Here is a 21,355-nt window from a genome sequence, read left to right on the forward strand (position 1 = left end):
ATGGCTGAAAAAGAAACTGCTCAACCAGAAATTCAGGATTCCGACTTTACCCCGGTGGAGATTGATAAGCTTGAAACTGAAAAACTCGATACCGAAAAGTACTCGTATTGGGGTTCTGTCGGCCGTGCGTTTTTCTCCAGCAAGATGACCATTTTCCTATTACTGCTGATGCTGGCAATCCTGTTGATGTCGTTCATTCAGCCGTCATTTTCTGGCTATTCGCTGAACAACGTGTCTAAAATTAACGATTTTGGGGCCCGATACAACTGGCCGAGTGCCAAGTACTGGTTCGGGACCGATGACAATGGGCAATCACTGTTTGATGCGATTTGGGCTGGTGCGAAAATTTCCATCTCGATTTCCGTCATTGCGACGTTGATCACGACGGTTATCGGTGTTGCCGTTGGTGCGGTCTGGGGCACTTCTAAGGGCCTTGATCGCATCATGCTGGAAGTTTACAACGTTATTTCTAACGTGCCTCAGCTTTTGATCATCATGGTTCTGTCCTACTCCTTCGGGGCGGGCTTCTGGAACCTGATTTTCGCGATGACCGTCACCGGGTGGTTAGGCACAGCGTACTTCATCCGGGTCCAGGTCATGATCATGCGCGATCGTGAGTACAACATTGCGTCCAAGACACTGGCACTGGGCTGGGACGGATGGTTTTACGCAACATCATGCCGTACCTGACATCCGTTATTGTCACCCAAGTCTCGCTGTCCTTGCCGTCCTACATTTCATATGAAGTGTTTCTCTCCTTCTTGGGCGTTGGGCTGTCGGCCAGCACCCCGTCACTGGGCCGGTTAATTTCCAAGTACTCACCATACATGACGAGTTATCCGTACTTGTTCTGGCTGCCGGTGCTTGTGCTGGCGCTGATCGCGGTTTCCCTGTACTTGGTCGGCCAACGGCTGGCTGATGCTTCGGATCCGCGCACACACTTATAAAAGGGGGAGTGACAATGAGTGACGAAAAAGAACCGATTCTGAAAATTGACGACCTCTCTGTTCACTTCCATGTCCGCGGCAAGACGCTCAAGGCAATCCACCATGTCTCGATGGATCTCTACAAGGGTGAAGTACTGGCCATTGTCGGGGAGTCCGGTTCCGGCAAGTCTGTTCTGACCAAAAGCTTTACCGGAATGCTGGAAGAAAACGGTGAGATTGCCGGTGGTACGATTGTGTACAAAGGCAAGCACCTTGAAAAGCTAACGAAAGATAAGCAGTGGGAAGGGATTCGTGGCAATGAAATCGCCACGATTTTCCAGGACCCGATGACATCGCTGGACCCGATCCGGACGATTGGGTCTCAGATTGCCGAAGTCGTGGTCAAGCACCAGGGCAAGTCGAAGGCCGAAGCAAAGCAAATTGCGATTGAGCTGATGAACCGCACAGGCATTCCTAATGCGGCGGCCCGCTACAATGAGTACCCGTTTGAGTATTCTGGCGGCATGCGGCAACGGATCGTCATCGCCGTGGCGCTGGCTTGCCGGCCAGACATTTTGATTTGCGATGAACCGACAACCGCGCTGGATGTCACGATTCAGGCCCAAATCCTCGACTTGATCAAGTCCCTCCAAAAGGAAGACGGTTTTACCACCATTTTCATTACGCATGACCTGGGGGTTGTGGCGTCCATTGCCGACCGCATCGCAGTCATGTATTCCGGCCGCATCATTGAGTACGGCACCTGCGACGAGATCTTCTACGATCCGCGTCACCCGTACACTTGGAGCTTGCTGTCCTCGCTGCCGCAATTGGCCCAAAAGGGTGGTCAGCTGTACTCGATTCCAGGCACGCCGCCAAGTCTGTACAAGGACATTGTCGGCGACGCCTTCGCGCCGCGCGATCCGTGGGCGATGAAGGTTGACTTCAAGGCCGACCCGCCATTCTTCAAGGTTTCCGATACGCATTACGCCAAGACATGGCTCTTGGATCCGCGGGCGCCGAAGACTGAAAAGCCGAAGCTGATTCAAAACCTGCACGAACGGATGGCCGCAACTGTGGCGGAATCCCACTTGGAGAACTTGGATCTGGCGCTCAATGCCAATAAGGAGGATGATGCAGATGGCGAATGATAAAGAAACAATTGTTAGTCTGAAGGATCTGCAGATCTCCTTTGGCTCAGGGAAAGATAAGTTTGTTGCTGTTCAGGATGTCAACTTCGACATTTTCAAGGGTGAGACCTTCTCGCTGGTTGGCGAGTCCGGGTCTGGCAAGACCACCATTGGCCGCGCCATTCTGGGCATTAACCCAACGGAGAAAGGGACCATTACCTTTGAAGGGGAACAGATCAACGGCAAGATCTCTGAAAAGAAGAAGCACTCAATCGAACGCAAGATTCAGATGATCTTCCAGGATCCGTCGGCCTCCCTGAATGACCGGGCCACTGTCGACTACATCATTTCGGAGGGTTTGTACAACTATGGGCTGTTCGATTCCGAAGAGGACCGCGTCAAGAAAGTTCGGACGATGCTTGAGGAAGTTGGGTTGCTGCCAGAGCAGTTGTACCGTTATCCCCATGAATTCTCAGGCGGCCAGCGTCAGCGTATCGGGATCGCCCGCGCGCTGATCATGCAGCCGGACCTCGTGGTGGCCGATGAACCGATTTCCGCGCTGGATGTTTCCATTCGGGCGCAGGTGCTGAACCTGCTGAAGAAGTTCCAGCGTGAACAGGGTGTCACCTACCTGTTCATTGCCCATGACCTGTCTGTTGTCCGGTTCATCTCGGATCGCATTGCGGTCATTCGCGCCGGTCGCATTTTGGAGCTGGCGCCGACTGAAGAGCTGTTCACGAACCCGATTCATCCGTACACCGAAGCACTGCTTTCGGCTGTGCCAGTGCCGGATCCGCAAATTGCCCGCACGCGCAAGTCGTATGTTTACGACCCGAGCATGCACCACTACGAAACCGATAAGCCAAAGTTTGTCGAGATCAAGCCTGGTCACTTCGTTTACTGCAACGAAGAAGAACAGGCCCGTTACACCAAGGAATTGAAAGAACAGGGTCAGATCTAGTCTGCTCCTCTGGTAGGTCGTTCGGCCCCCTCTGGACGGCTTCCCGTAAGTCCCCACTCATCACGAGTGGGGACTTTTTGAATCCGAAAACGGTTGGCAAAGCGTGCCGCGCTTGCTATAATACTAGTTGTTGCTGCCGCAATGGCGGAATTGGCAGACGCGCAGTGTTCAGGTCGCTGTAGGGTTTTCCCTGTGCAGGTTCGACTCCTGTTTGCGGCATCAAAGTTCTTGAACCGGTCATCCCCAGATGGCCGGTTTTTTTGTCGTCTAAAATATTTGACAGCCGGGCGATGTGCAGTAAACTGACCTTATGAACATTTCAAGCAGCGCCACGGATCCTTAGTCCTTACTAGGCCTGGGTTCAGTGGCGCTTTTTTTTCGTGGAGGTGGCAAGGTGTTTAAAATCCTGATGCAAAATATGCATGGCAAGGTGCGCCTGACATTTTTTTCTTGCGCCGCTGGTCATGCTGATCGAGGTCTTCTGCGACTTGCAGCAGCCGACGATGATGGCGGACATTGTGGACTCAGGGCTGGCCAAGGGGGACATGCAGTTCGTGATCAAAACGGCGGCCTTGATGCTGATGTTTGCGTTGATCGGCATCTGTGCCGGAGGCGGGTCCGGCGTCTTGGGCAATTATGCCTCACTGCACATGGGGCAGAGCCTGCGCACGAAAATGCTGACCATTGCCTTAAATTCTCGCGCGGCTGGCGGCCTGCCGCCGGCAACTTTGATCACCCGTATCACCAACGACGTGACCCAGATGCAAAATTTGGTGATGATGATGACCCGTGGGATGGTGCGGGCGCCGATGCTGATGCTCGGCGGCGTCGTGATGTCGACGCTGGTGTCGCCGCGCCTGGCGCCGATTTTATTCGTGATCCTGCCAATTCTGCTGGTTTACACGCTGGTCGTGATGCGGCGCAGCCTGCCGTTTTACACGGACATGCAAGGCAAAACCGATGACATGAACCGAGTGATGCGGGAAAATTTGCAAGGCGCTAAGACCATCAAAGCGTTTGTGCTTGAAAATCACCAGCAGGCGCAGTTTACTGAGACCAATAACGCCTTGCTTGACAGCTCCGTGCGGGCTTCCATGGCGACGGTGCCGCTCGCGCCGGTGATTCAATTTTTGCTCAATCTTGGGGTCGTGATCGCGTTGGCGTATGGTGGCACCCTGGACGTCGGTGGGGTGATCCTGGATGGGCAAATCATTGCCTTCATCAATTACATGATTCAGATCACCAACGCGATGGTCATGACGGTGAACATTATCACCGCCTTTTCGCGGGCGATCACATCGGCGACGCGCGTTCAAGCGGTCCTCAGCGAGCAAGTCGGTGAGGTGCAGGTGGGTTCTGCTGCTGACGCGCCACAGGATTCGAGTGTGACGTTTGATCACGTGTCGTTCGGCTACGATCAAAGCAAGCCCATTCTGGATGACATCAGTTTCTCCGTGCCAAGCGGGCAGTGGCTCGGCATTATCGGCACCACTGGTTCCGGCAAGTCGACCTTGATCAACTTGCTGACGCGCGGGTTTGATGATTACACCGGCACTATTAGGATCGGCGGTGTGGACACCCAGCAGCTCGACTTGGCGGCTGTGCACACAAGGTGACCGTGGCCACTCAGGACGCCATGCTGTTTTCTGGGACGGTGCGGCACAATCTGACCTTTGGTGAAAAAGCAGCCACCGAGGCCGAGCTGGCGGCCGGCGCGCACTTGGCGGACGCAGATGAGTTCATCGAGCCGCTGCCCAAGCGGTATGATGCCCCGGTTGAGCAAGGCGGGAAGAACTTCTCAGGCGGCCAGCGGCAGCGGCTGAACATTGCGCGTGCGGCCGTGCCTGACCCGGATATTCTCGTGTTTGACGACGCGACGAGCGCGGTCGACCAAACCACGAACGCCAGGATTCAGCAGCGGCTGGTCGAGCACCGGCGCGGCCGCACGACGCTGATCATCTCGCAGCGGGTGGCCAACCTGCTGCAATGCGATCAGATCCTGGTGATGCAGGAAGGGCGACTGGCGGCCCGGGGGACCCATCAGGAGCTGCTGGCCAGCTCGCCGTTTTACGCGCAGTTGGTTGAGACTCAGCTGGGAGGAGGGCGTTTTGATGCAAGTGATGAATCGCGGGCCTAGACACAACCTGCACCAGGAAAAGGCCCAAGTCACGGACTGGCAGGCGACGGCGCGGCGGATTTTAGGGTACATTGGGTTTGCGCGCGGCAAGCTGATTATTGTGTTTGTGCTGACCATCTTCACCACCGCGGCGACCATTATTGGCAACCGGGTCAACGGCATTGTCGTCGATCAGTTTCTCAAGGCCAGCAAGTTGCATTTGCTTTATGTCATCTGCTTGGTCCTTGGCGTGATGTACCTGCTCTCGGCGGTGTTCACCTATTTTCAGAATGCGGTGACGGTAAAAGTCGCCCAGAAGGCGTCGGCGGACATTCGCCGTGATATCTTCAGCAATCTCCAGCGCCTGCCGATGCGCTACTTTGACACTCATGACAACGGGGATGTGATGTCGCGGCTGACCAACGACGTGGACAACATCAACACCGCCATGATGCAGACCTTTGTCCAACTTTTTACGGGCATTGTTTCTGTCGTGGGCATGGGGGCAGCGATGCTGGTGCTGTCGCCGCTCCTGACGCTGATCGCGCTGGCCGCCTCGGGGTTGACGTACCTGTTCACCCGCGCTGCGGCTAAGGTCACGCAGAAGGCCTTCATGACGCAGCAGGAGGCACTGGGCGCTTTGAACACGCAGATTGAGGAATCGGTTTCGGGTAAGCAGGTGGTCCAGCTTTTTGACCACGAGGCGGACACGATGGCGACATTTAATCAGACCAATGCGCGATACACGCATGCCGCGTTCATCGCCCAGTCTGTGTCCAGCTTTATCGGGCCGGTGAACAACGGGACCAACAACCTGGCGTACCTTGCCATCACCGCCGCAGGGGCATTTTCGATCCTCACCGGCAGCAGTACGATCACGGTTGGGATCATCTTCACGTTTCTGATCTATCTGCGCAATTTCACCGGGCCGATCAACAATGTCCTGAATTTGATCAACACCCTGCAGCTTTCGCTGGCTTCGGCTGAGCGTGTCTTTGAGGTGATCGATGAGCAGCCGGAGAAAGATGTCCCAGAGGCGGTCTCAGTTAAAACCACCACCGGGCACGTTGAGTTCGAGCACGTTGATTTTGCCTATGAACCGGGCCGCCAGATTTTGCATGACATTAACCTCGTTGCTGAACCTGGCCAGACCATCGCGCTGGTAGGGGCAACCGGCGCGGGCAAGACCACCATCATGAACTTGCTGACCAATCTTTACCCGCTGCAGTCCGGCCGGGTGCTGCTGGACGGTCGCGACGTGACTTTGATTCGGCGTGAGGACCTGCGGCACTTGATCACCGTGGTTCAACAGGAGCCCTACATGTTCCAGCTGTCGATTCGAGAAAACATTCGGCTGGGCCGAGCCGATGCGACCGACGATGACGTGGTGCTGGCGGCGCAGCGCGCCCATGCAGACGGGTTTATCCGCCAGCTGAAGGACAGCTATGATACCGTGCTAGCCGAGAATGCGCACAACATCTCGCAGGGCCAGCGGCAGCTGCTCAGCATTGCCCGTGCCTTCATTGCTGAGGCGCCGGTGCTGGTCTTGGATGAGGCAACGGCATCAATCGATTCCAACACCGAGGCGGATGTTCAGCGGGCCATGACCGGGCTGATGAAAGGCAAGACCAGCTTTGTGATTGCCCACCGGCTGTCTACGATTCGTCACGCTGATCAAATTCTGGTCATTGATGATGGGCGCGTCGTGGAGCGCGGCACGCACGAGGAACTGCTGAAGCGCAACGGGGCGTATGCTGCCTTGTACAACAGTCAGTTCGATCAGCATTAGCAGGCGACTGAGACATTAAGTCGTTTTAGCCTACAAGACAAACACCTCTGCGCCACGATGCGGTTTAAAATCGCGGTGCAGAGGTGTTTGTTTACTCGACTGTTGCGTGATGGAACGCGATTGGGGCATTTATGTCGCGCACTTCACTTGGTGGGGATGACTTGATGCAGGTCGTTGCGATCTTTATCCTGCATAATTGATTTCATATAGCGATGAATACTCGGCACTTGGTCATCCACCTGGTAACCGGTTGTGGCGCGCAGCTTGGCCGCCGCCGCATTGGAAATGTCGTCTTGGCCGGTGAAGAAGCGCCAGTTGAGCTCACCCAAGAATTTAACGCCGGCCTCGCGTTTGCGTTCGCTCATCTGATGGTCAAAGAGGCTGTTTACCGCCAGCGCCTCACCATTTTGCAGGAAGAGCTTCTTCAGGTAGGCCTGGTAGTGCATCAGGTCAGGATTGTGTTTTTGTTTGGCCGTCAGCACGGGCCGGACGTTGACGGCTTGGCGATCATACGTCAACTGGTTCGGCGTCAGCTGCACGACACCATATCCGGCCGGTGAGATCGAAAAGGCCCCATCAACGATTTCCACTGGTTCGGCAGCCGTGCTGCCGCTTTTAATATCCTGGGCGTGAATGTGACCAGAAAAGACAACGGGCACATGGTACTGGGTCAACAACTTGCGAAGCTGCGGGGCGTTATTCAACACGTAGCCGCGGTTGACCATGGCGTTGTGCGTGTACAGATTGTGGTGCATGAAGACCAGGCTGGTGCGGCCGGCCTTCTTGGCGGCCGCCAGCTGACTGCGCAGCCAGCTCATGGTCGCTGGCTTCAACTCGCCTCCGGTGTTGGGATTGCGATTGCTCGGCTGAACGGTGTAAATGTTGGAGTCAAGCATGATCAGCTGATAATCGCGATTCAGCGTCACGGTGTAACTCAGCGAATCCGCATCCTCGCTGGTTTCATTGCGGTAGCCATCGCTAAAAATATTGCGCCAGTCCGTGGGGCTGATGTGGGCCACTCTGAGTTGCCGGTTGCCTGATACTTGCGCGCCCAGCCGTCGTAGATGTCATGGTTACCAGGCGTGACCAGAACGTGGATGCCCGCTTTTTGCAAGGGGGCCAGCCGCTTTGCGAGGCTTTGCGCACTGGCCTTGGCCCCGTTGAAGGTGACGTCACCGGTAATGATCACGGCAGTGGGACGCGGCCGGGCGGTCAGCGCCTCGTGCACCAGTGCGCGAATGGCCACCGGCTGGTAGTCAACGTCTTTGCCCGCGGCGCTGCGGGCAATCTCGCGGTAGGCCGCCTGGTGATCATGCAGGGCCGGCGCGATGAAATGCGAGTCTGACAGCACCCAGAAGCTTGGTGTGCGACTTTGGGTGAGCACCTTGGCCGCAGTGCGCTGCGGGGTCGCCAGGGTCAGCCCCCACGCCAGCAGGCTCATTGCGAGCAATGCACTCAAGATTTTGCCAAACCACTTCATCCGCGACCCCACCTTAGATATATTCGTTAAATTGATTGTACCGCAGTTAGTCGTGTATTGCCGATGCGTTTCCGGTGTGAGACGGCGTAATCTTTGACTGGAGGTGAGGGGCATGCTAGTTGCGTTGAATGAGGCAGATGAGCTGGTGACGCTGCGCAGCCACGAGCAGGCGAAAGGGCTTAGCGGTCAGCGCTTTCGCTGTCCGGCGTGTCGAGGCGAGCTGCGAATCAAAAACGGGGCCCAACTGATCGCGCACTTTGCGCACAAGGACAACGCCTGCAAAACGTCAAGTGAGCCGGAAAGTGAGACCCACCTGGCCGGCAAATGGTGGCTGGCCAAGTTTGGGGCGCAGATCGGCGAGACGGTGACGCTGGAGACTTATTATCCTGAGATTCAGCAGCGCGCCGATGTCGTCTGGGAGCACCAGGGCAGGCAGCGCATTTTGGAGTTTCAGTGCAGTGGGATCAGCCCGGAGCGGATTAAAGCGCGGACGGATGGCTATCAGTCACTAAACTTAGAGGTGATTTGGATCGCGGGGCCGCAGTATCTGACCCGTTGGCCCGGCAGCAAGCAGGCAAGGTTTCTGCGGTGGGGCAAGGACATGGGATTTCATCTTTGGCAGCTGGACCCGGCCAAGCAAGCGATGACACTCTTGCAGCTGACAAGCCAAGCCATCGTTGAAACCGAGTATCGCCAGGGCCTGCCGACCAGGAGACAGACGCGAGTGTACGTTGAGCCGCTCGCCAGTCGCGCCAAGGCGATTCAGGCCGCGCTTGTTCACCGTGCACCGGCCGTGATGCAGTTGCAGGCGCGCGCCAGCGGCCAAGGCCTAAACTTGGCGGGCGCGCCTTGGCTCATGCATCAAGCGCTGCGGCATTTACCAGGTCTTGATGCCCCGGAGTGGGCCATCCGCGCCGCGTGGCTGCTTCGGTTTCAGCATCAGCCCATTGAAAAAGCCGCCGAGGCGGCTTTCTGGCAGCAGTATTCAAGCGTGCGCGCCCCGCAGCTGCCTGAGGGCCTGCTGCAGGCGGCAGTGCGGCGGCAATGGCTGGCCGTGTTGACAACTGGGGGGTATTTACAGGAAAGCGCCACTGGCTGGCAGTGGCGCCGCGTGCCGCGGTGGTACGACACAGTCGATGAAAAGTTACAGGCGCTCGGCCAGGCCGGCCTCAGCTAAGTCCAGGCTTTGGGCAACGGCGTGCTCAACCAGGGCGCTTGGTAAGTATTGATCCCAGTGAACACCATGTTGTCGGCTTTGGCGGCTTTGGCCAGCCCCAGGCTGGCGATCTTGAGCCCCGCCGGGGTCGTGACCGCCGTTAAAGCTTCGGTGGCTGTCCGCGGCACGGCCCCTGGAATATTGGCCACAGCGTAATGAATGACGCCGTGTTTAACATAGGTGGGGTGGTCGAAGTCGGTCGCGTGATCTGACGTGGCAAAGATGCCGCCTTGATCGATCGGAATGTCGACGACGACCGAGCCGGGCTGCATGCTGGCCACCATTTCTTCGGTCACGATTTTCGGCGCCTTGGCGCCTGGGATCAGCACCGCCCCGATGGCCAGATCTGCAGTGGGGAGAATGGCGCTGAGATTAGCCGGCGTCGAGAACAGCGTTTCGATTTGACCATCAAAGTCGGTGTCGAGTTTGGCAAGGACATGGGCGTTGATGTCCATGACGGTGACCCGTGCGCCCAAGCCAAGCGCGGTGCGCGCCGCATTTTCACCGACAACGCCGCCGCCGATGACCACGACATGGGCTTTCGGCACACCAGGGACACTGGTTAGCAGGATTCCCTTGCCGCCGTTTTGATTCTGCAGGCATTCCGCCCCAACAAGCACCGCCATCCGTCCCGCCACTTGGCTCATCGGGGCCAGCGCGGGGAGGTCATCTGCCGGCCCCACCATGGTTTCGTAACCGATGCCGGTCACCCCGGCTTTGAGCAGTGCCAAGGTCAACTCACGGTTTGCGGCCAAGTGCAGGTAGGTGTAAAGAATGAGCCCTTGCCGAAAGAAGTGATACTCGGCCGGCAGGGGTTCTTTCACCTTGATCACCATTTCTGCTGCCCAGGTGGTACTGGCATCGGTCATCGTGGCACCGGCCGCCTCATAGGCTTCGTCGGCATAGCCAGCGGCGAAACCGGCATCGTGTTCCACGGCGACGGGGTGACCGGCGGCGACAAAACTCTGCACGCCGCTGGGGGTCAGGGCAACACGATTTTCATTGTTCTTGAGTTCTTTGGGGATTCCAATTTTCATGAGTTCATCTCCTTGCTGATATGAGTTAATGATACGCGCCTGCCTGCAGCAAAAGCGAGAAAGCGGTTACGCTGTCAAGCAAAAAAAACGGCCAGGCAATTGCCTGGCCGTTTGGTCACTGCAAAACGTGGAATAAGTCTTTTGAGGGTTGAATCTCTGGCTGAGTGATAATTTTTTGCACGACGCTCTTAAACCGTTCGTAGGATTTCAGGTTGCCCAGGCGCAGCCCATCGCCGGCACTTGCGCTGTTCATGATCACCACCGCCGGCGTCTTGGTGATCCCCATCTCGACGGCAATCGCTTGATCGGAGGCGAGACAGTGGTGCATTTCTTCGCGGCGCCGATCATCACGAAACGCGTCGAGGTCGAACCCGACCGCCTCGAGGCACTCATAGGCCGTCTCCTGGTCGTAAGGGGCAACTGGAATCGTCATGTGGGCCTGTTCCATGATCAGCAGCTTGCGTGCCTTTTGATTGCCCTGAAACTGGGCTGCCTTGTAGTCCACAGCCAATTGGTAGGCCGTGTCAAACAACTGGTTGCGAAGGGCCAGATTGTGCGAATCCAAATGGGCATCGGCCATGTACTGGTCGATGACTTTAAAGTTGACCAGCGGAACGAAGCGGAGGCTGATCTTTTGCGTCAACTCACTGGAAAGACGCTGGACGATCAGTTCTGCTTCACGCAGCGGCTGCCAATGGGGTTGATGAACAAGAAAAGTTCTAACACGGCGAATCCTCCAGTTTGGGCTAATAAGCAACGGGTTAAGGTTTGACCAACCTTTGCACCGACTGTCGGTGCCTATTGTTTATCCTTACCTTACCAGAAATCTTATCAAAGACAATTAATCAGCTTGTGAAATATTCACGTTGGCATACGCCCGCCGAACTTTGTTTTGCACGGGCTGCAAGGCGATTGCAAACTGCTTGGTCGTTTGATCCCAGTAACGCTGGGCGGCTGCTGGGTCGGTGTACTCCAGCTCCAGCTCCCAGTCCCGCTTGCCGTTTGGGTACAGCGTTTCATCTAAGGTCAGCTTTCCGGCAGAAACATCGAGTAAGCGCCGCCAGGTGGTGGCCGCGGCAAATTGCTGAAGGTTGTCTGGCAGGATCTGCTGGCTCGCTAAATACTCGCGAATCTGGCCGTGGGTGGCGACGCTGTTGGCCCGGATCAGCTGGCGCGCTTCACTGACGGTCAGAGGGTCAGTCATTTCCTCAAGCAGGCGGTCGGGCCCTTTGGGGAGCTTTAGCGTTTCCTCAGCCGCGTGTTAAAGAGCCGGATGCGCAGGCCCAGGCCAGCTTTGTGCAAGCGAAAATCGGCCGTGTCATAGTAGGTATTGGCTTGACCGAATGCCGGGGCAAAGGGCAGTGCGGCCTGCAAGGCGGCAGCTTGGTCAGCTGTGATCAGGGTTTTGAACTCTTGCTCGGATTGGATACTCATACAATTCACCTCGGTAATAGTATACAGCTACTCTTCTGGCCGGTGGGTGGCAGGCGGCGCATTTATGGTAAAATGAAACAGAATCAGAGTGGAGGCTTTGGCATGCAGCGCGATTGGGATACTTTTTTTGATGCCATACGAGCAGGCAGTGAAGGAACTTAAAATTAAATTTCGCGGTATGCGCAGCCAATTCCTTCAGGAAAGCCGTCATTCCCCGATTGAAATTGTCACCGGCCGCGTCAAACCGGTGGATTCGATCATCGAAAAACAGTCGCGAAGGTACATCTCGGATGCCTTGCTTGAACAGGACATGCAGGATATCGCCGGGCTGCGGATCCAGTGCCAGTTTGTCGAGGATATTTACGCCGTCGTGGATCTGATCCACCAGCGCACGGACATGAAGGTCGTCGAGGAGCGGGACTACGTGACCAACGTGAAGCCATCGGGTTACCGGAGCTATCACGTGGTCATTGAGTATCCGGTCCAAATGGTGGAAGGCGAGAAAAAGCTGCTGGCCGAGATCCAGATCCGGACCATGGCGATGAACTTCTGGGCCACCATTGAACACTCGCTGAACTACAAATACCAAGGGGAGTTCCCCGATGCGCTGAAAGAGCGGCTCAAACGCGCGGCCCAGGCCTCGGCGCTGCTTGATAACGAAATGTCCGAGATCCGTGAAGAAATTCAGGAGGCGCAGCGCCTGTTTTCCTACGGCAAAGGGCAGAATATGCCGCGGCGGTTGGATGAACCGGATTCTTCCCATGATAACGACGCTGACGGTAAGCAAAGGATGAATGACGATGCGCATAGCGATCCAAGCAAATAATAACGCGAGTTCTCAGGCGGCCCGGCAAAAACTGATCAAGGGGCTGAAACAGGCTAATTTTGAGGTGGACGTGCCGCATCCGGAAGTCGTCATCACCATTGGCGGGGATGGCACCCTGCTTTCGGCGTTCCATCGCTACGCCGCGGTGCTGGATGAGGTCCGATTCATCGGGGTCCACACTGGCCACCTGGGATTCTACACCGACTGGCGTGACTACGAGACGGATGAGCTGATTGCGGCCCTTAAGCGGGATTCTGGGGAAAGTACCAGTTACCCACTGCTGGATGTGCTGGTCGACTACGAAGACGGGACGACTGCGCACTTTTTAGCGCTGAATGAAGCCACGTTGAAGGGCACGAGCGGCACCATGCGCACTGATGTTTACGTCAAGGAGAATTTTTTTGAAAGCTTTCGCGGCGATGGGCTGTGCGTGGCCACCCCGACAGGGTCGACGGCTTATTCCAAGTCCAATGGGGGCGCGGTGATCCACCCTCGGCTGGCTGCCCTGCAAATGACGGAGATCGCCTCGATCAACAACCGCGTGTTCCGCACGCTGGCGGCCCCGATGATCCTGGCGCCAGACGAATGGGTGTCCTTGCGGCCGGAGCCGTTTCAGGAGTATGTGATGTCGATTGATCAGTTCACGGCCAAGCCGGCCATGATCAACGCGATCCGGTTCAAAGTGGCAAGTGAAAAAATCCGCTTTGCCAGTTATCGGCACATGCACTTCTGGGACCGCGTTGAGGACGCCTTCATCGGGGAGAAGAAACCGGATGCGCTTTAAGTGGACTTATCAAGGGCCGCGAGTCAGCCTGCAGACGTTCTTGCGGCACCAAGGGTTTTCACAGGCTCAGCTCAAACAGTTGAAGTTTCATGGCGGTTTTGTGTTTGTGAACAAAAGACAACGCAACACCGCTTTTACTTTGCGGCCGGGTGATGTGATCTTTTTACAAACCGCGCCGGAAGTAGCCGCGGACGCGGTGGTGCCATTCGCCGCGCCGCTTGCGATCGTTTACGAGGATGAATACCTAATGGTGGTCAACAAACCCGCCGGGGTCCCCTCTATTCCAGATGTCGGCAAAAGTCCGGACACGATGGCCAACCGGGTGAAAGCTTACCTGCTAAAGACGCATGCGGAAAGCACGGCGATTCACGTGGTGACGCGGCTGGACCGTGACACCAGCGGGCTGATGCTATTTGCCAAAAGTGGCTGATCCACAGCCTGCTGGACGCCGAGCTGCACACAGACGACCTGCAGAAGGAATACTTGGCGCTGGTCGCCGGCGCGAGGAAACTGCCGCGGCACGGCTGGTTGGTGCTGCCGATTGGCCATGGCCCTGAGTTTTACATGAAGCGCGCCGTTGTGCCATCGGGAAAGCGTTCGGTCACGGAGTTTGAGACGCTGGCGCAAAACAGGCGCGGCAGTCTGGTGCGCGTGCAGCTGCACACCGGCCGGACGCACCAGATCCGCGTGCATTTTGCCGCCATTGGTCATCCGTTGTTCGGGGACGATCTCTATGGCGGGCCGGCCGCTGCTGAACCGCCAGGCGCTGCACTGCTCCCATCTCCATTTCTGGCACCCCATCCTGAAAAAGCCGCTGGAGTTGACGGCACCGCTGCCGAACGATATGTTATCTTTGGAGAACGAGTTGGGCCTGGCCCAAAAATAATGAGGATGTGGGAAAGATGTACCAACTATTGACCGATTCTGCGTGCGATTTGCCGCGTCAGACCCTGGCAGATGCGAATGTTAACTTCGTGTCCTTTCACTTCAATGTTGAAGGCCAGGATCTGACGGATGACATGGGGGGCTCGTACGAGCTAAAAGACTTTTTTGCGAAAATCAAAAATGGCGTGATGCCGTCCACTTCGGCCATCAATGTTGGCGAGTATGTCGACTTTTTCACGCCATACGCCAAGGCGGGAACGCCGGTCGCCTACATTGCGTTTTCGAGCGGTCTGAGCAGTTCCTTTGAGGCGGCGACCGAGGCCAAGGCCATGGTGCTGGAGAAGTATCCTGAGGCGCAAATCGCGCTGGTGGACACCCTGGCAGCCTCTGAGGGGGAGGGGCGCATGGTGCTTGAAGCCATCCGGCTGCAAAAAGAAGGCAAGACCCTGGCGGAGCTGGTGGCTTGGTTCGAAGAGAATCGCTGCGCCTTCAGGAATGGTTTACTGTCGATTCGTTGGATTATTTGTATCACGGCGGCCGTGTGTCACGCACATCGGCAGCGCTGGGGACGCTGCTCAACATCAAGCCGATCATGGACGTGGATACTCTGGGCCGGCTGCGTGTAGACGGTAAGGTGCGGGCTCGCAAGCGGTCGCTGACCACGCTTGGAGACAAGATGCTGGCGGCGCTGCCAAGCGATCCGCAGCAGCCCATCCTGATTGCCACTTCCGGGGACTACGAGGCGGCCAACCAGGTCCGAGATTACATTTTGGCTAAAGCGCCAGCCGCGAACGTGACGGTGGGCGATATCGGGCTCACGATTGCCAGCCACACCGGTTTCGGCTGCGTGGCGGCGTTCGTCATGGGGACGGACAAACGGCAGTAAGAAATCAAAAAGGCGACTGCCAGCCAATCGAGTCAAGATTGGCTGGCAGTCGCCTTTTGTGTGGTCAGACACTCAGCTCAAACGCAAAGCTGGTCGTCGCCGGCCACGGCTTGTCATCGCTGGCAAAAAAAGCCGTGCAGTTGCAGCTGCTTTGCTGCCTTGGTCAGCGCGAACCCACGCGGGCCTTGGTTGCTGAGGGCAGGGCTGGCAACAAAAAACGTTGCCGGCCGGTTGATCGCCCCATTGTAGTCTCAGGAAGGCCGCGGCGGCAAGGGGCACCAAGCCCAGGCCGTAGTGCTGGGCCGTTTGAAAAATGTGCGGCAGGGTGCTGCCTTGGCTCAACCCTAGGTCACGCGCGCGGATCAGCCCCAGACGGATCGGGTAGGGCCGCTCACCTGGGTAAACGGGCATGGTCTGGAGGAGCCGCTCGGCAGCCTGGTCGGTTTGGACGTGCCGCTCGCGCAGCGCGTTGACCAGCGCCGCCCGGGTCATGCCGCCGCCGCTCAGCTGAATGGTCGTAAATTGGGGATCCATTTGCCGCCTCCTGCAAAACGCCGTGAGGATCATCCTCGCGGCGTTGACTGTTACTTGAAAGTGACCACCTTGGTGCCATGGGCCTGCTTGACGCCGATGGCTGCGGTGATTTCATCGACATTAGCCGCAGTCACGCCGCCGCCGGGCAGGATCTCAAGCTTGCCCGCAGCCATTTTCACGAGCTCCTGCAGGTGAGGCACCGTTTGGGCAATGGGCACACTCAGCGGGCCGCCGTGAGTCAGGATGCGGCTCACGTCATGGGCGGCCAGCCAGTCAATGGCGGCCTGTTGACGCGCTGCCGGGATCTCGTCGAACGCCATGTGCATAACGACGTTCATTCCGCCAGCGGCGCCGATCAGGTTTTCCATCGCCTCTTCGTCCAACCAGTGGTCTTTCGTCAAGGCCCCAAAGGCCACGCCGTCCGCGCCGAGTTCCTGGGCGACAAACAGGTCAGCCTCCATGATTTTCAGCTCGGTGTCCGTGTAGACAAAGTTGCCGCTGCGTGGCCGAATCATGCAGACGATCCCGGCATCGTGCTCGTGGACGTAGCGAATGGCTTCAGCCATGACCCCGCGCGAAACGGTCGTGCCGCCAACGGTGAGGTTGTCGTTCAACTCAATGCGGTTGGCACCGGCGCGCAAGGCCGCCGGAATGTCAGTAAAGTTTTCAACACAAGCTTCTTTTAACAGCATGAGAACCTCCTAGATGAATAAGACTAGCAGTACCACTAAGCCCAAGGCGATGCGGTACCAGCCAAACGGCTTGAAATCGTGCGTCTGCACAAACTTAAGCAGCCACTTGATGGCCACAATGGCGACCAGGAACGAGACAAGCATACCAGTCAGCAAAATGCCCCACTGTAAGCCGGTGAAGACGTTGCCCTTCATCAGGTAGGAGCCGATTTTCAAAATCGAGACGCGACCATGGTCGGGATCGCCAGGAAAAATGAGAATTCTGTCGCGACGTAGCGGCTGGCCCCAAGGATGATGGCCCCAAGGATCGTTGCCCCAGAGCGGCTGGTCCCCGGAACGATTGAGAGGGCTTGGAACAGCCCAATGAACAGCGCGGTTTGAAAGCTGATGTCCGCCAGCGTAGTGATTTTAGGTGAGCGGTCCTTGAAGTAGTTCTCGATGATGATGAACAAGATCCCGTACAGGATCAGCATCGAGGCGACCACGATCGGCTTGTGTAAGTGCGCGTCCATGAAGTCGTTCAGCGGCAGGCCGATGATGACCGAAGGCAGGACGGCCACAATGACCTTAAACCACAGCGTCCAAGTCGCGGCACGCTCCGGTTTTGATTTGCTGGGTGCCCAAGGGTTGAGCTTGTTGAAGTACAGCAGCACCACCGCCAGGATCGCCCCAAACTGGATCACGTACTCGAACATGGCCATGAAGGCCGGGCTTTGATTGATTTTGACGATTTGATCGACCAGGTCAATGTGGCCGGTGGAGCTGATCGGCAGGAACTCGGTCAGGCCTTCAACAATCCCGATGATTGCTGCTTTAATGATATCTAACATATTATCCTCCTCAAAGTTGCCAATGGGTCAAGTATACCGGACTCACCAATTATGGCTAGGCGGAAAAGGAAAAATTTCGGTAAAGCCTGACTTCCCACAGTAAAACAGCGCGCCGTGTGGGCACGCTGTGAGACTTTAGGCGTTACGCTTTGAGGAAGACCACATTGACAGATTCTGGGGCGACAATATCCTTTTGGACCATCGTCAGCTTGCCGGAGCCGCTGTCGCGCTGATACAGCGTTGCGTTGCTGGTATTCTGGTTGACCGCCAGCAGGTAGTTTTCGGTGAGATCAAGATTGGCATCGCGCGGGAAGTCGCCTTCCGTTGAAATCTGCTGCACTTCGGTCAGCTCTAGGCCATCTTCTGAGACCGCGTAAACGGTGACGCTGTTGTAGCCGCGGTTGGTCACGTAGATAAACCGGGAGTCCGCGCTGATGCGAATGGCTGCGGCGCCGTTGTGCTTAGTCCAGTCGGCCGGAATGGTCTTCTGGGTCTGACCTTGGGTGAACCCGCCGGTGGCCTGATCGTACTGCAAGACGGTGATCTGACTGGAAAGCTCACCCAGTAGGTAGGCAATCGGTTTGTCGTGATGGAACACCAGGTGGCGCGGCCCGAACCCAGGGGCCAGCTTGAGGATCGCCGGCGTGCCGAGTTTGCCTGCTTCGTCAAGCGGGTAGGTGTAGACCTCGTCCGTCCCCAAATCGATGACCGCGAGGCGCCTGTCAGGGGTCAGACCGGCAAAGTGGACGTGGCTGGCATCCTGTTCAGGCAGTGGGCCATGGCCATGGTGCCGGGCAACATCGGTCGGCGTGAGGGTGCGGTCGGGGTTGATTTTATAGACATTGACGCGGCCTTCGTGGTAATTCGCGGCAAAGACGAGCTGCCGCTTTTCGTCAATCGACACATGGGCGGGACTCGTACCCGGTTCCAGCACGGTGTTGAGCAGCTGCGGTGGGGTCTGGTTCAGGTCAAAGGCTGCTAAACCGCCTTTGCCATCCGCGGCGTCAACGACATACGCCGCATTCGCCTTGGAGACGGCCAGGTAAGTGGGCGAGCCAATGCCGGTGATGTACGGCTCGGCTTCACTCATGGTGCCCGTTTCCGAATCGAAGGTCGCGCGGTAAACGCCTTGGCCTTCGTGTTTGGTGTAACCACCAAGTAAAACAGTTTCTTTCAATGTATTGCCTCCTTGGTTAGATACGTACCCGACCATTATAGCAGAAACCGGATACAGCTTCGAAACACACAACCGCCTGCCGAGGACGGCAGGCGGTTGTGAGGGCGAAGTTAGTACTGATCACCGTTAAAAATCGAGTTTTTCACGATCACGTAATCGACGGCCTTAAGCGCGCCGATGTCGCGACCACCCGCGTAGGAAACTGCTGACTGGAGGTCTTCTTGCATTTCGACCAACGTGTCTTTGATTGAGCCCTTGACCGGCAGCAGGATTTTCTTGCCTTCAACGTTGTGGTGGGTGCCTTTTTGGTATTCAGAGGCGGAGCCGTAATATTCCTGGTATTCTTTGCCGTCTTTGACAATGTGCTTGCCTGGCGTTTCTTTGTGCCCGGCAAATAGTGAGCCGATCATGCACATCGTCGCCCCAAAGCGAATACTTTTGGCGATGTCGCCATTGTTGCGGATGCCGCCGTCGGTGATTATCGGCTTGCGCGCGGCTTGGCGCACCATCTCAGCGCAGCCAGTTGCCAGCCGCCAGTCCCAAAGCCCGTCTTGAGCTTGGTGATGCAAACCTTGCCTGGGCCAATGCCGACCTTGGTGGCGTCAGCCCCTGCGTTTTCCAAATCGCGGACCGCTTGGGGCGTGCCGACGTTGCCTGCGATCACAAAACTGCCTGGCAGGTATTTTTTTGATGTGGCGGATCATGTCCATCACAATGTCGGAATGCCCGTGAGCGATGTCGATCGTGATGTATTCAGGCACCAGCTGAGCGCCGGCAAGCGATTTGATGAAGGCGAACTCCTCGTCCTTCACCCCCACGGATATCGAGGCAAACAGGCCGGCCTCGTGCATGTCGCGGACAAACTGTTCTCGCGTTTCCGGATTAAACCGGTGCATCACGTAGAAGTAACCGTTGGCGGCGAGCCACTTGGCCAGCGGTGCGTCAATAATGGTTTGCATATTCGCAGGGACGACTGGCAATTTAAATTTGCGGCCGCCGAACTCAACGCTGGTATCCACTTCCTTGCGTGAGCGCACCACGCATTTATTTGGAATCAGCTGAATATCTTCGTAATCAAAAATTTCCATGCTTATCGTCCTTTCACCACATCGAGAACTCGTGTGACCTTTGCCACACCACGCGCTAATATACGGTAAGCGTTCGGAAATGTCAACTTATTCTCAAAAATAATATTTTAATGTTCGATACGTTCCGAACAATGCCTCGGACGGGGAAAAGAAAACCCTCGCCGCGGCGAGGGTCATGTGTTAGAAGTACCGATTTTTCCAGAACTGCAGGCCGATGAGGACCGAGATGATCAAAGAGATGATGATGGTGATGATCCAAGAGATATGCATCCCCGCCCAGGGTAAGTCCATATTCATGCCGTAGAACGAGAACACCAGCGTGGGAATGGTCAAGATGATGGAGTAAGAGGTGAGAAACTTCATGACTCCATTCATGTTGTTGTTAATGATGTTGGAGTAGGTGTCTGTGGTTTCGCTGATGATCGAATTCGAGATCTGTGCCATTTCAATTCCTTGCTGGTTTTCGATCAGGATATCATCCAGCAGGTCAGTGCCTTCCTCGTCCAGCTGCAAGGGATCCGTGCGTTCGAGCTGCTGCAGCACGTTGCGATCGGTGCGCAAGCTCATCATGAAGTACACCAAGCCGCGCTGAATTCCCATTAACCCGTAAAGCTCCTCGTTGCGCAGACTAGATTGCAGTTTTGCTTCCAAGCTCTCGCGCGCCTTGTTGATGTCCCGCAAGTACGTCAGGTAGGCTGCCGTTGCGCGGTACATCATTTGCAACGCGGCGTGATTTTGACGTCGGGGGTCAAAGTCAGGCACCCGATTTTCGGCAAACAGCGAAAGTAGCGGCTGGGTCTGCGTATCGATCGTGATCAGGGCGGTTGCGGTGATAATAATGGCCAGCGGGATTGTTTTGTAGGTGACACGCTTTTTCGGGTCCAGCGTCGCCACGGGCATATCAAAAATAAGCAGGTGCACGTTCACGTCCGCATCGTATTCGTAGCGGGCGCCTTCGTCGGGATCCAAGCCGTAGAGCAGAAAGTCTTCCGGCACGCGGGTCTTTTTTTCCAGCGTGGACAGCTCGTCTTTGCTGGGCGCAGTCACGTTGATCCAAACCCCGGGTTCGATTTTGGCTTGTGGCTTCACGCCGCCTTTTGTATCATCGAATTTGTAAACAGAAAGCATGATGACCTCCGCAGACTTTTTCTTAAGTGTACTATAAAACTGTGAGAGTTCGCGGGAAAGGGATGCGCGATGCGAAAAATTGAGGAAAAAGCCAAGGTGATGGCCCAACTGGCAGTGTTTGCTTGTCCAGTTTGCGGCGAGCCGCTGAGTGTGAGTGGGACCAGTTTGCTGTGTCCGAATGGGCACCGGTACGATTTGGCCAAAAAAGGGACGGTCAATTTTCTGGCGAAGCCGAGTCCGACGGAGTACGATACGCCAATGCTGGAGGCCCGGCGGCGCGTCCTACAGGCGGGCTTCTTTGCGCCATTCATCGAGGCCATTGGCAGCCGGCTTGGCGCTGGCGAGACGGTGCTCGACGTCGGTTGCGGGGAAGGCACGCCGACTGCGGCGCTGGCGCAAAGCGGTGCCCTGGCGGTGGGCTTTGACATTTCGGCCC

At 56.6% G+C, this 21,355-nt stretch carries 15 protein-coding genes, 1 tRNA gene and 7 pseudogenes; 12 read left to right on the forward strand and 11 right to left on the reverse strand.

The window, feature by feature from the left end:
- The 6 genes and pseudogenes from oppC (at position 1) to JCM13995_RS04610 (ending at position 6,922) form a co-directional block, all read left to right on the forward strand.
- A pseudogene (gene oppC / locus JCM13995_RS04585) lies at positions 1-947 on the forward strand (oligopeptide ABC transporter permease OppC).
- Between the two features lie 14 nt (positions 948-961).
- Positions 962-2,077 (forward strand): ABC transporter ATP-binding protein, encoded by a 1,116-nt coding sequence (locus tag JCM13995_RS04590; RefSeq protein WP_054662959.1) that lies wholly within the window; start codon positions 962-964, stop codon positions 2,075-2,077.
- Entirely contained in the window at positions 2,067-3,017 is a 951-nt protein-coding gene (locus tag JCM13995_RS04595) for an ATP-binding cassette domain-containing protein (RefSeq protein ID WP_054662968.1), read from the forward strand. The genes JCM13995_RS04590 and JCM13995_RS04595 overlap by 11 nt, the downstream gene beginning before the upstream one ends.
- 135 nt (positions 3,018-3,152) lie before the next feature.
- Positions 3,153-3,236, forward strand: a tRNA-Leu gene (locus JCM13995_RS04600).
- A gap of 175 nt (positions 3,237-3,411) precedes the next feature.
- Positions 3,412-5,154: pseudogene (locus JCM13995_RS04605) on the forward strand (ABC transporter ATP-binding protein).
- Positions 5,129-6,922, forward strand: coding sequence for an ABC transporter ATP-binding protein (locus tag JCM13995_RS04610; protein ID WP_054662971.1), 1,794 nt, complete (start codon positions 5,129-5,131; stop codon positions 6,920-6,922). The pseudogene JCM13995_RS04605 and the gene JCM13995_RS04610 overlap by 26 nt, the downstream one beginning before the upstream one ends.
- A gap of 143 nt (positions 6,923-7,065) precedes the next feature.
- On the opposite strand, the pseudogene JCM13995_RS04615 reads toward JCM13995_RS04610, so the two are convergent.
- Positions 7,066-8,402, reverse strand: a pseudogene (locus tag JCM13995_RS04615) (metallophosphoesterase).
- Between the two features lie 112 nt (positions 8,403-8,514).
- Between JCM13995_RS04615 and JCM13995_RS04620 the strand changes: the two are divergent.
- Positions 8,515-9,579 (forward strand): competence protein CoiA, encoded by a 1,065-nt coding sequence (locus tag JCM13995_RS04620; protein ID WP_054662974.1) that lies wholly within the window; start codon positions 8,515-8,517, stop codon positions 9,577-9,579.
- Here the strand turns inward: JCM13995_RS04620 and ald are convergent.
- The 4 genes from ald to JCM13995_RS04640 form a co-directional block, all read right to left on the reverse strand.
- The gene (gene ald, locus JCM13995_RS04625) at positions 9,576-10,655 is read right to left on the reverse strand and encodes an alanine dehydrogenase (protein ID WP_054662977.1); all 1,080 of its coding nucleotides are present in this window, start codon (positions 10,653-10,655) and stop codon (positions 9,576-9,578) included. The two genes, JCM13995_RS04620 and ald, sit on opposite strands and share 4 nt — an antisense overlap.
- 115 nt (positions 10,656-10,770) lie before the next feature.
- Positions 10,771-11,412, reverse strand: a complete 642-nt coding sequence (locus JCM13995_RS04630; protein ID WP_225350717.1) for a DsbA family protein — start codon at positions 11,410-11,412, stop codon at positions 10,771-10,773.
- 84 nt (positions 11,413-11,496) lie between these two features.
- Positions 11,497-11,859, reverse strand: a complete 363-nt coding sequence (locus JCM13995_RS04635) for a CYTH domain-containing protein (RefSeq protein WP_054662983.1) — start codon at positions 11,857-11,859, stop codon at positions 11,497-11,499.
- Positions 11,860-11,894: 35 nt separating this feature from the next.
- Complete coding sequence (locus tag JCM13995_RS04640) at positions 11,895-12,089, reverse strand: CYTH domain-containing protein (protein ID WP_054662986.1); 195 nt, start codon at positions 12,087-12,089, stop codon at positions 11,895-11,897.
- Positions 12,090-12,219: 130 nt separating this feature from the next.
- On the opposite strand from JCM13995_RS04640, the gene yjbM reads away from it, so the two are divergent.
- The 4 genes and pseudogenes from yjbM to JCM13995_RS04660 all read left to right on the forward strand — a co-directional run bounded on the left by yjbM (position 12,220) and on the right by JCM13995_RS04660 (position 15,470).
- Entirely contained in the window at positions 12,220-12,915 is a 696-nt protein-coding gene (gene yjbM, locus JCM13995_RS04645; RefSeq protein ID WP_054663003.1) for a GTP diphosphokinase, read from the forward strand.
- The gene (locus JCM13995_RS04650; RefSeq protein ID WP_054662989.1) at positions 12,890-13,699 is read left to right on the forward strand and encodes an NAD kinase; all 810 of its coding nucleotides are present in this window, start codon (positions 12,890-12,892) and stop codon (positions 13,697-13,699) included. The genes yjbM and JCM13995_RS04650 overlap by 26 nt, the downstream gene beginning before the upstream one ends.
- Positions 13,689-14,585: pseudogene (locus tag JCM13995_RS04655) on the forward strand (RluA family pseudouridine synthase). Before JCM13995_RS04650 ends, JCM13995_RS04655 begins: the two are co-directional and overlap by 11 nt.
- A 16-nt stretch (positions 14,586-14,601) precedes the next feature.
- A pseudogene (locus JCM13995_RS04660) lies at positions 14,602-15,470 on the forward strand (DegV family protein).
- Between the two features lie 72 nt (positions 15,471-15,542).
- Here JCM13995_RS04660 and JCM13995_RS04665 read toward each other — a convergent pair.
- From JCM13995_RS04665 to JCM13995_RS04690, 6 genes and pseudogenes are all read right to left on the reverse strand, one after another.
- A complete protein-coding gene (locus tag JCM13995_RS04665; protein ID WP_054662992.1) occupies positions 15,543-16,004 on the reverse strand; it encodes a hypothetical protein in 462 nt (153 codons plus the stop codon).
- Between the two features lie 50 nt (positions 16,005-16,054).
- Entirely contained in the window at positions 16,055-16,693 is a 639-nt protein-coding gene (locus tag JCM13995_RS04670) for a copper homeostasis protein CutC (protein ID WP_173581556.1), read from the reverse strand.
- A 12-nt stretch (positions 16,694-16,705) separates the two neighbouring features.
- Positions 16,706-17,526: pseudogene (locus JCM13995_RS04675) on the reverse strand (undecaprenyl-diphosphate phosphatase).
- 142 nt (positions 17,527-17,668) lie between these two features.
- Positions 17,669-18,703 carry a lactonase family protein gene (locus JCM13995_RS04680; protein ID WP_054662997.1) on the reverse strand — a complete coding sequence of 345 codons (1,035 nt, stop codon included), beginning with the start codon at positions 18,701-18,703 and terminating at the stop codon, positions 17,669-17,671.
- A gap of 110 nt (positions 18,704-18,813) precedes the next feature.
- Positions 18,814-19,791 (reverse strand): annotated as a pseudogene (locus tag JCM13995_RS17535) (GMP reductase).
- Positions 19,792-19,971: 180 nt separating this feature from the next.
- Positions 19,972-20,919 carry a magnesium transporter CorA family protein gene (locus tag JCM13995_RS04690; RefSeq protein WP_054663000.1) on the reverse strand — a complete coding sequence of 316 codons (948 nt, stop codon included), beginning with the start codon at positions 20,917-20,919 and terminating at the stop codon, positions 19,972-19,974.
- Between the two features lie 69 nt (positions 20,920-20,988).
- On the opposite strand from JCM13995_RS04690, the gene JCM13995_RS04695 reads away from it, so the two are divergent.
- The coding region (locus JCM13995_RS04695) for a putative RNA methyltransferase (protein WP_369385609.1) at positions 20,989-21,355 on the forward strand (367 nt) is incomplete at its 3' end.

The sequence above is a fragment of the Lacticaseibacillus camelliae DSM 22697 = JCM 13995 genome (assembly GCF_001311195.1).
GTDB lineage: Bacteria > Bacillota > Bacilli > Lactobacillales > Lactobacillaceae > Lacticaseibacillus > Lacticaseibacillus camelliae.

What these genes read in the sequence shown, in the direction of transcription:
- JCM13995_RS04665 (WP_054662992.1), bottom strand. Translation starts at nt 16,004, where the DNA reads ATGGATCCCCAATTTACGACCATTCAGCTGAGCGGCGGCGGCATGACC.
- ald (WP_054662977.1), bottom strand. Translation starts at nt 10,655, where the DNA reads ATGAAAATTGGAATCCCCAAAGAACTCAAGAACAATGAAAATCGTGTT.
- JCM13995_RS04690 (WP_054663000.1), bottom strand. Translation starts at nt 20,919, where the DNA reads ATGCTTTCTGTTTACAAATTCGATGATACAAAAGGCGGCGTGAAGCCA.
- JCM13995_RS04620 (WP_054662974.1), top strand. Translation starts at nt 8,515, where the DNA reads ATGCTAGTTGCGTTGAATGAGGCAGATGAGCTGGTGACGCTGCGCAGC.
- JCM13995_RS04650 (WP_054662989.1), top strand. Translation starts at nt 12,890, where the DNA reads ATGCGCATAGCGATCCAAGCAAATAATAACGCGAGTTCTCAGGCGGCC.
- JCM13995_RS04610 (WP_054662971.1), top strand. Translation starts at nt 5,129, where the DNA reads ATGCAAGTGATGAATCGCGGGCCTAGACACAACCTGCACCAGGAAAAG.
- JCM13995_RS04595 (WP_054662968.1), top strand. Translation starts at nt 2,067, where the DNA reads ATGGCGAATGATAAAGAAACAATTGTTAGTCTGAAGGATCTGCAGATC.
- JCM13995_RS04635 (WP_054662983.1), bottom strand. Translation starts at nt 11,859, where the DNA reads ATGACTGACCCTCTGACCGTCAGTGAAGCGCGCCAGCTGATCCGGGCC.
- yjbM (WP_054663003.1), top strand. Translation starts at nt 12,220, where the DNA reads ATGCCATACGAGCAGGCAGTGAAGGAACTTAAAATTAAATTTCGCGGT.
- JCM13995_RS04590 (WP_054662959.1), top strand. Translation starts at nt 962, where the DNA reads ATGAGTGACGAAAAAGAACCGATTCTGAAAATTGACGACCTCTCTGTT.
- JCM13995_RS04640 (WP_054662986.1), bottom strand. Translation starts at nt 12,089, where the DNA reads ATGAGTATCCAATCCGAGCAAGAGTTCAAAACCCTGATCACAGCTGAC.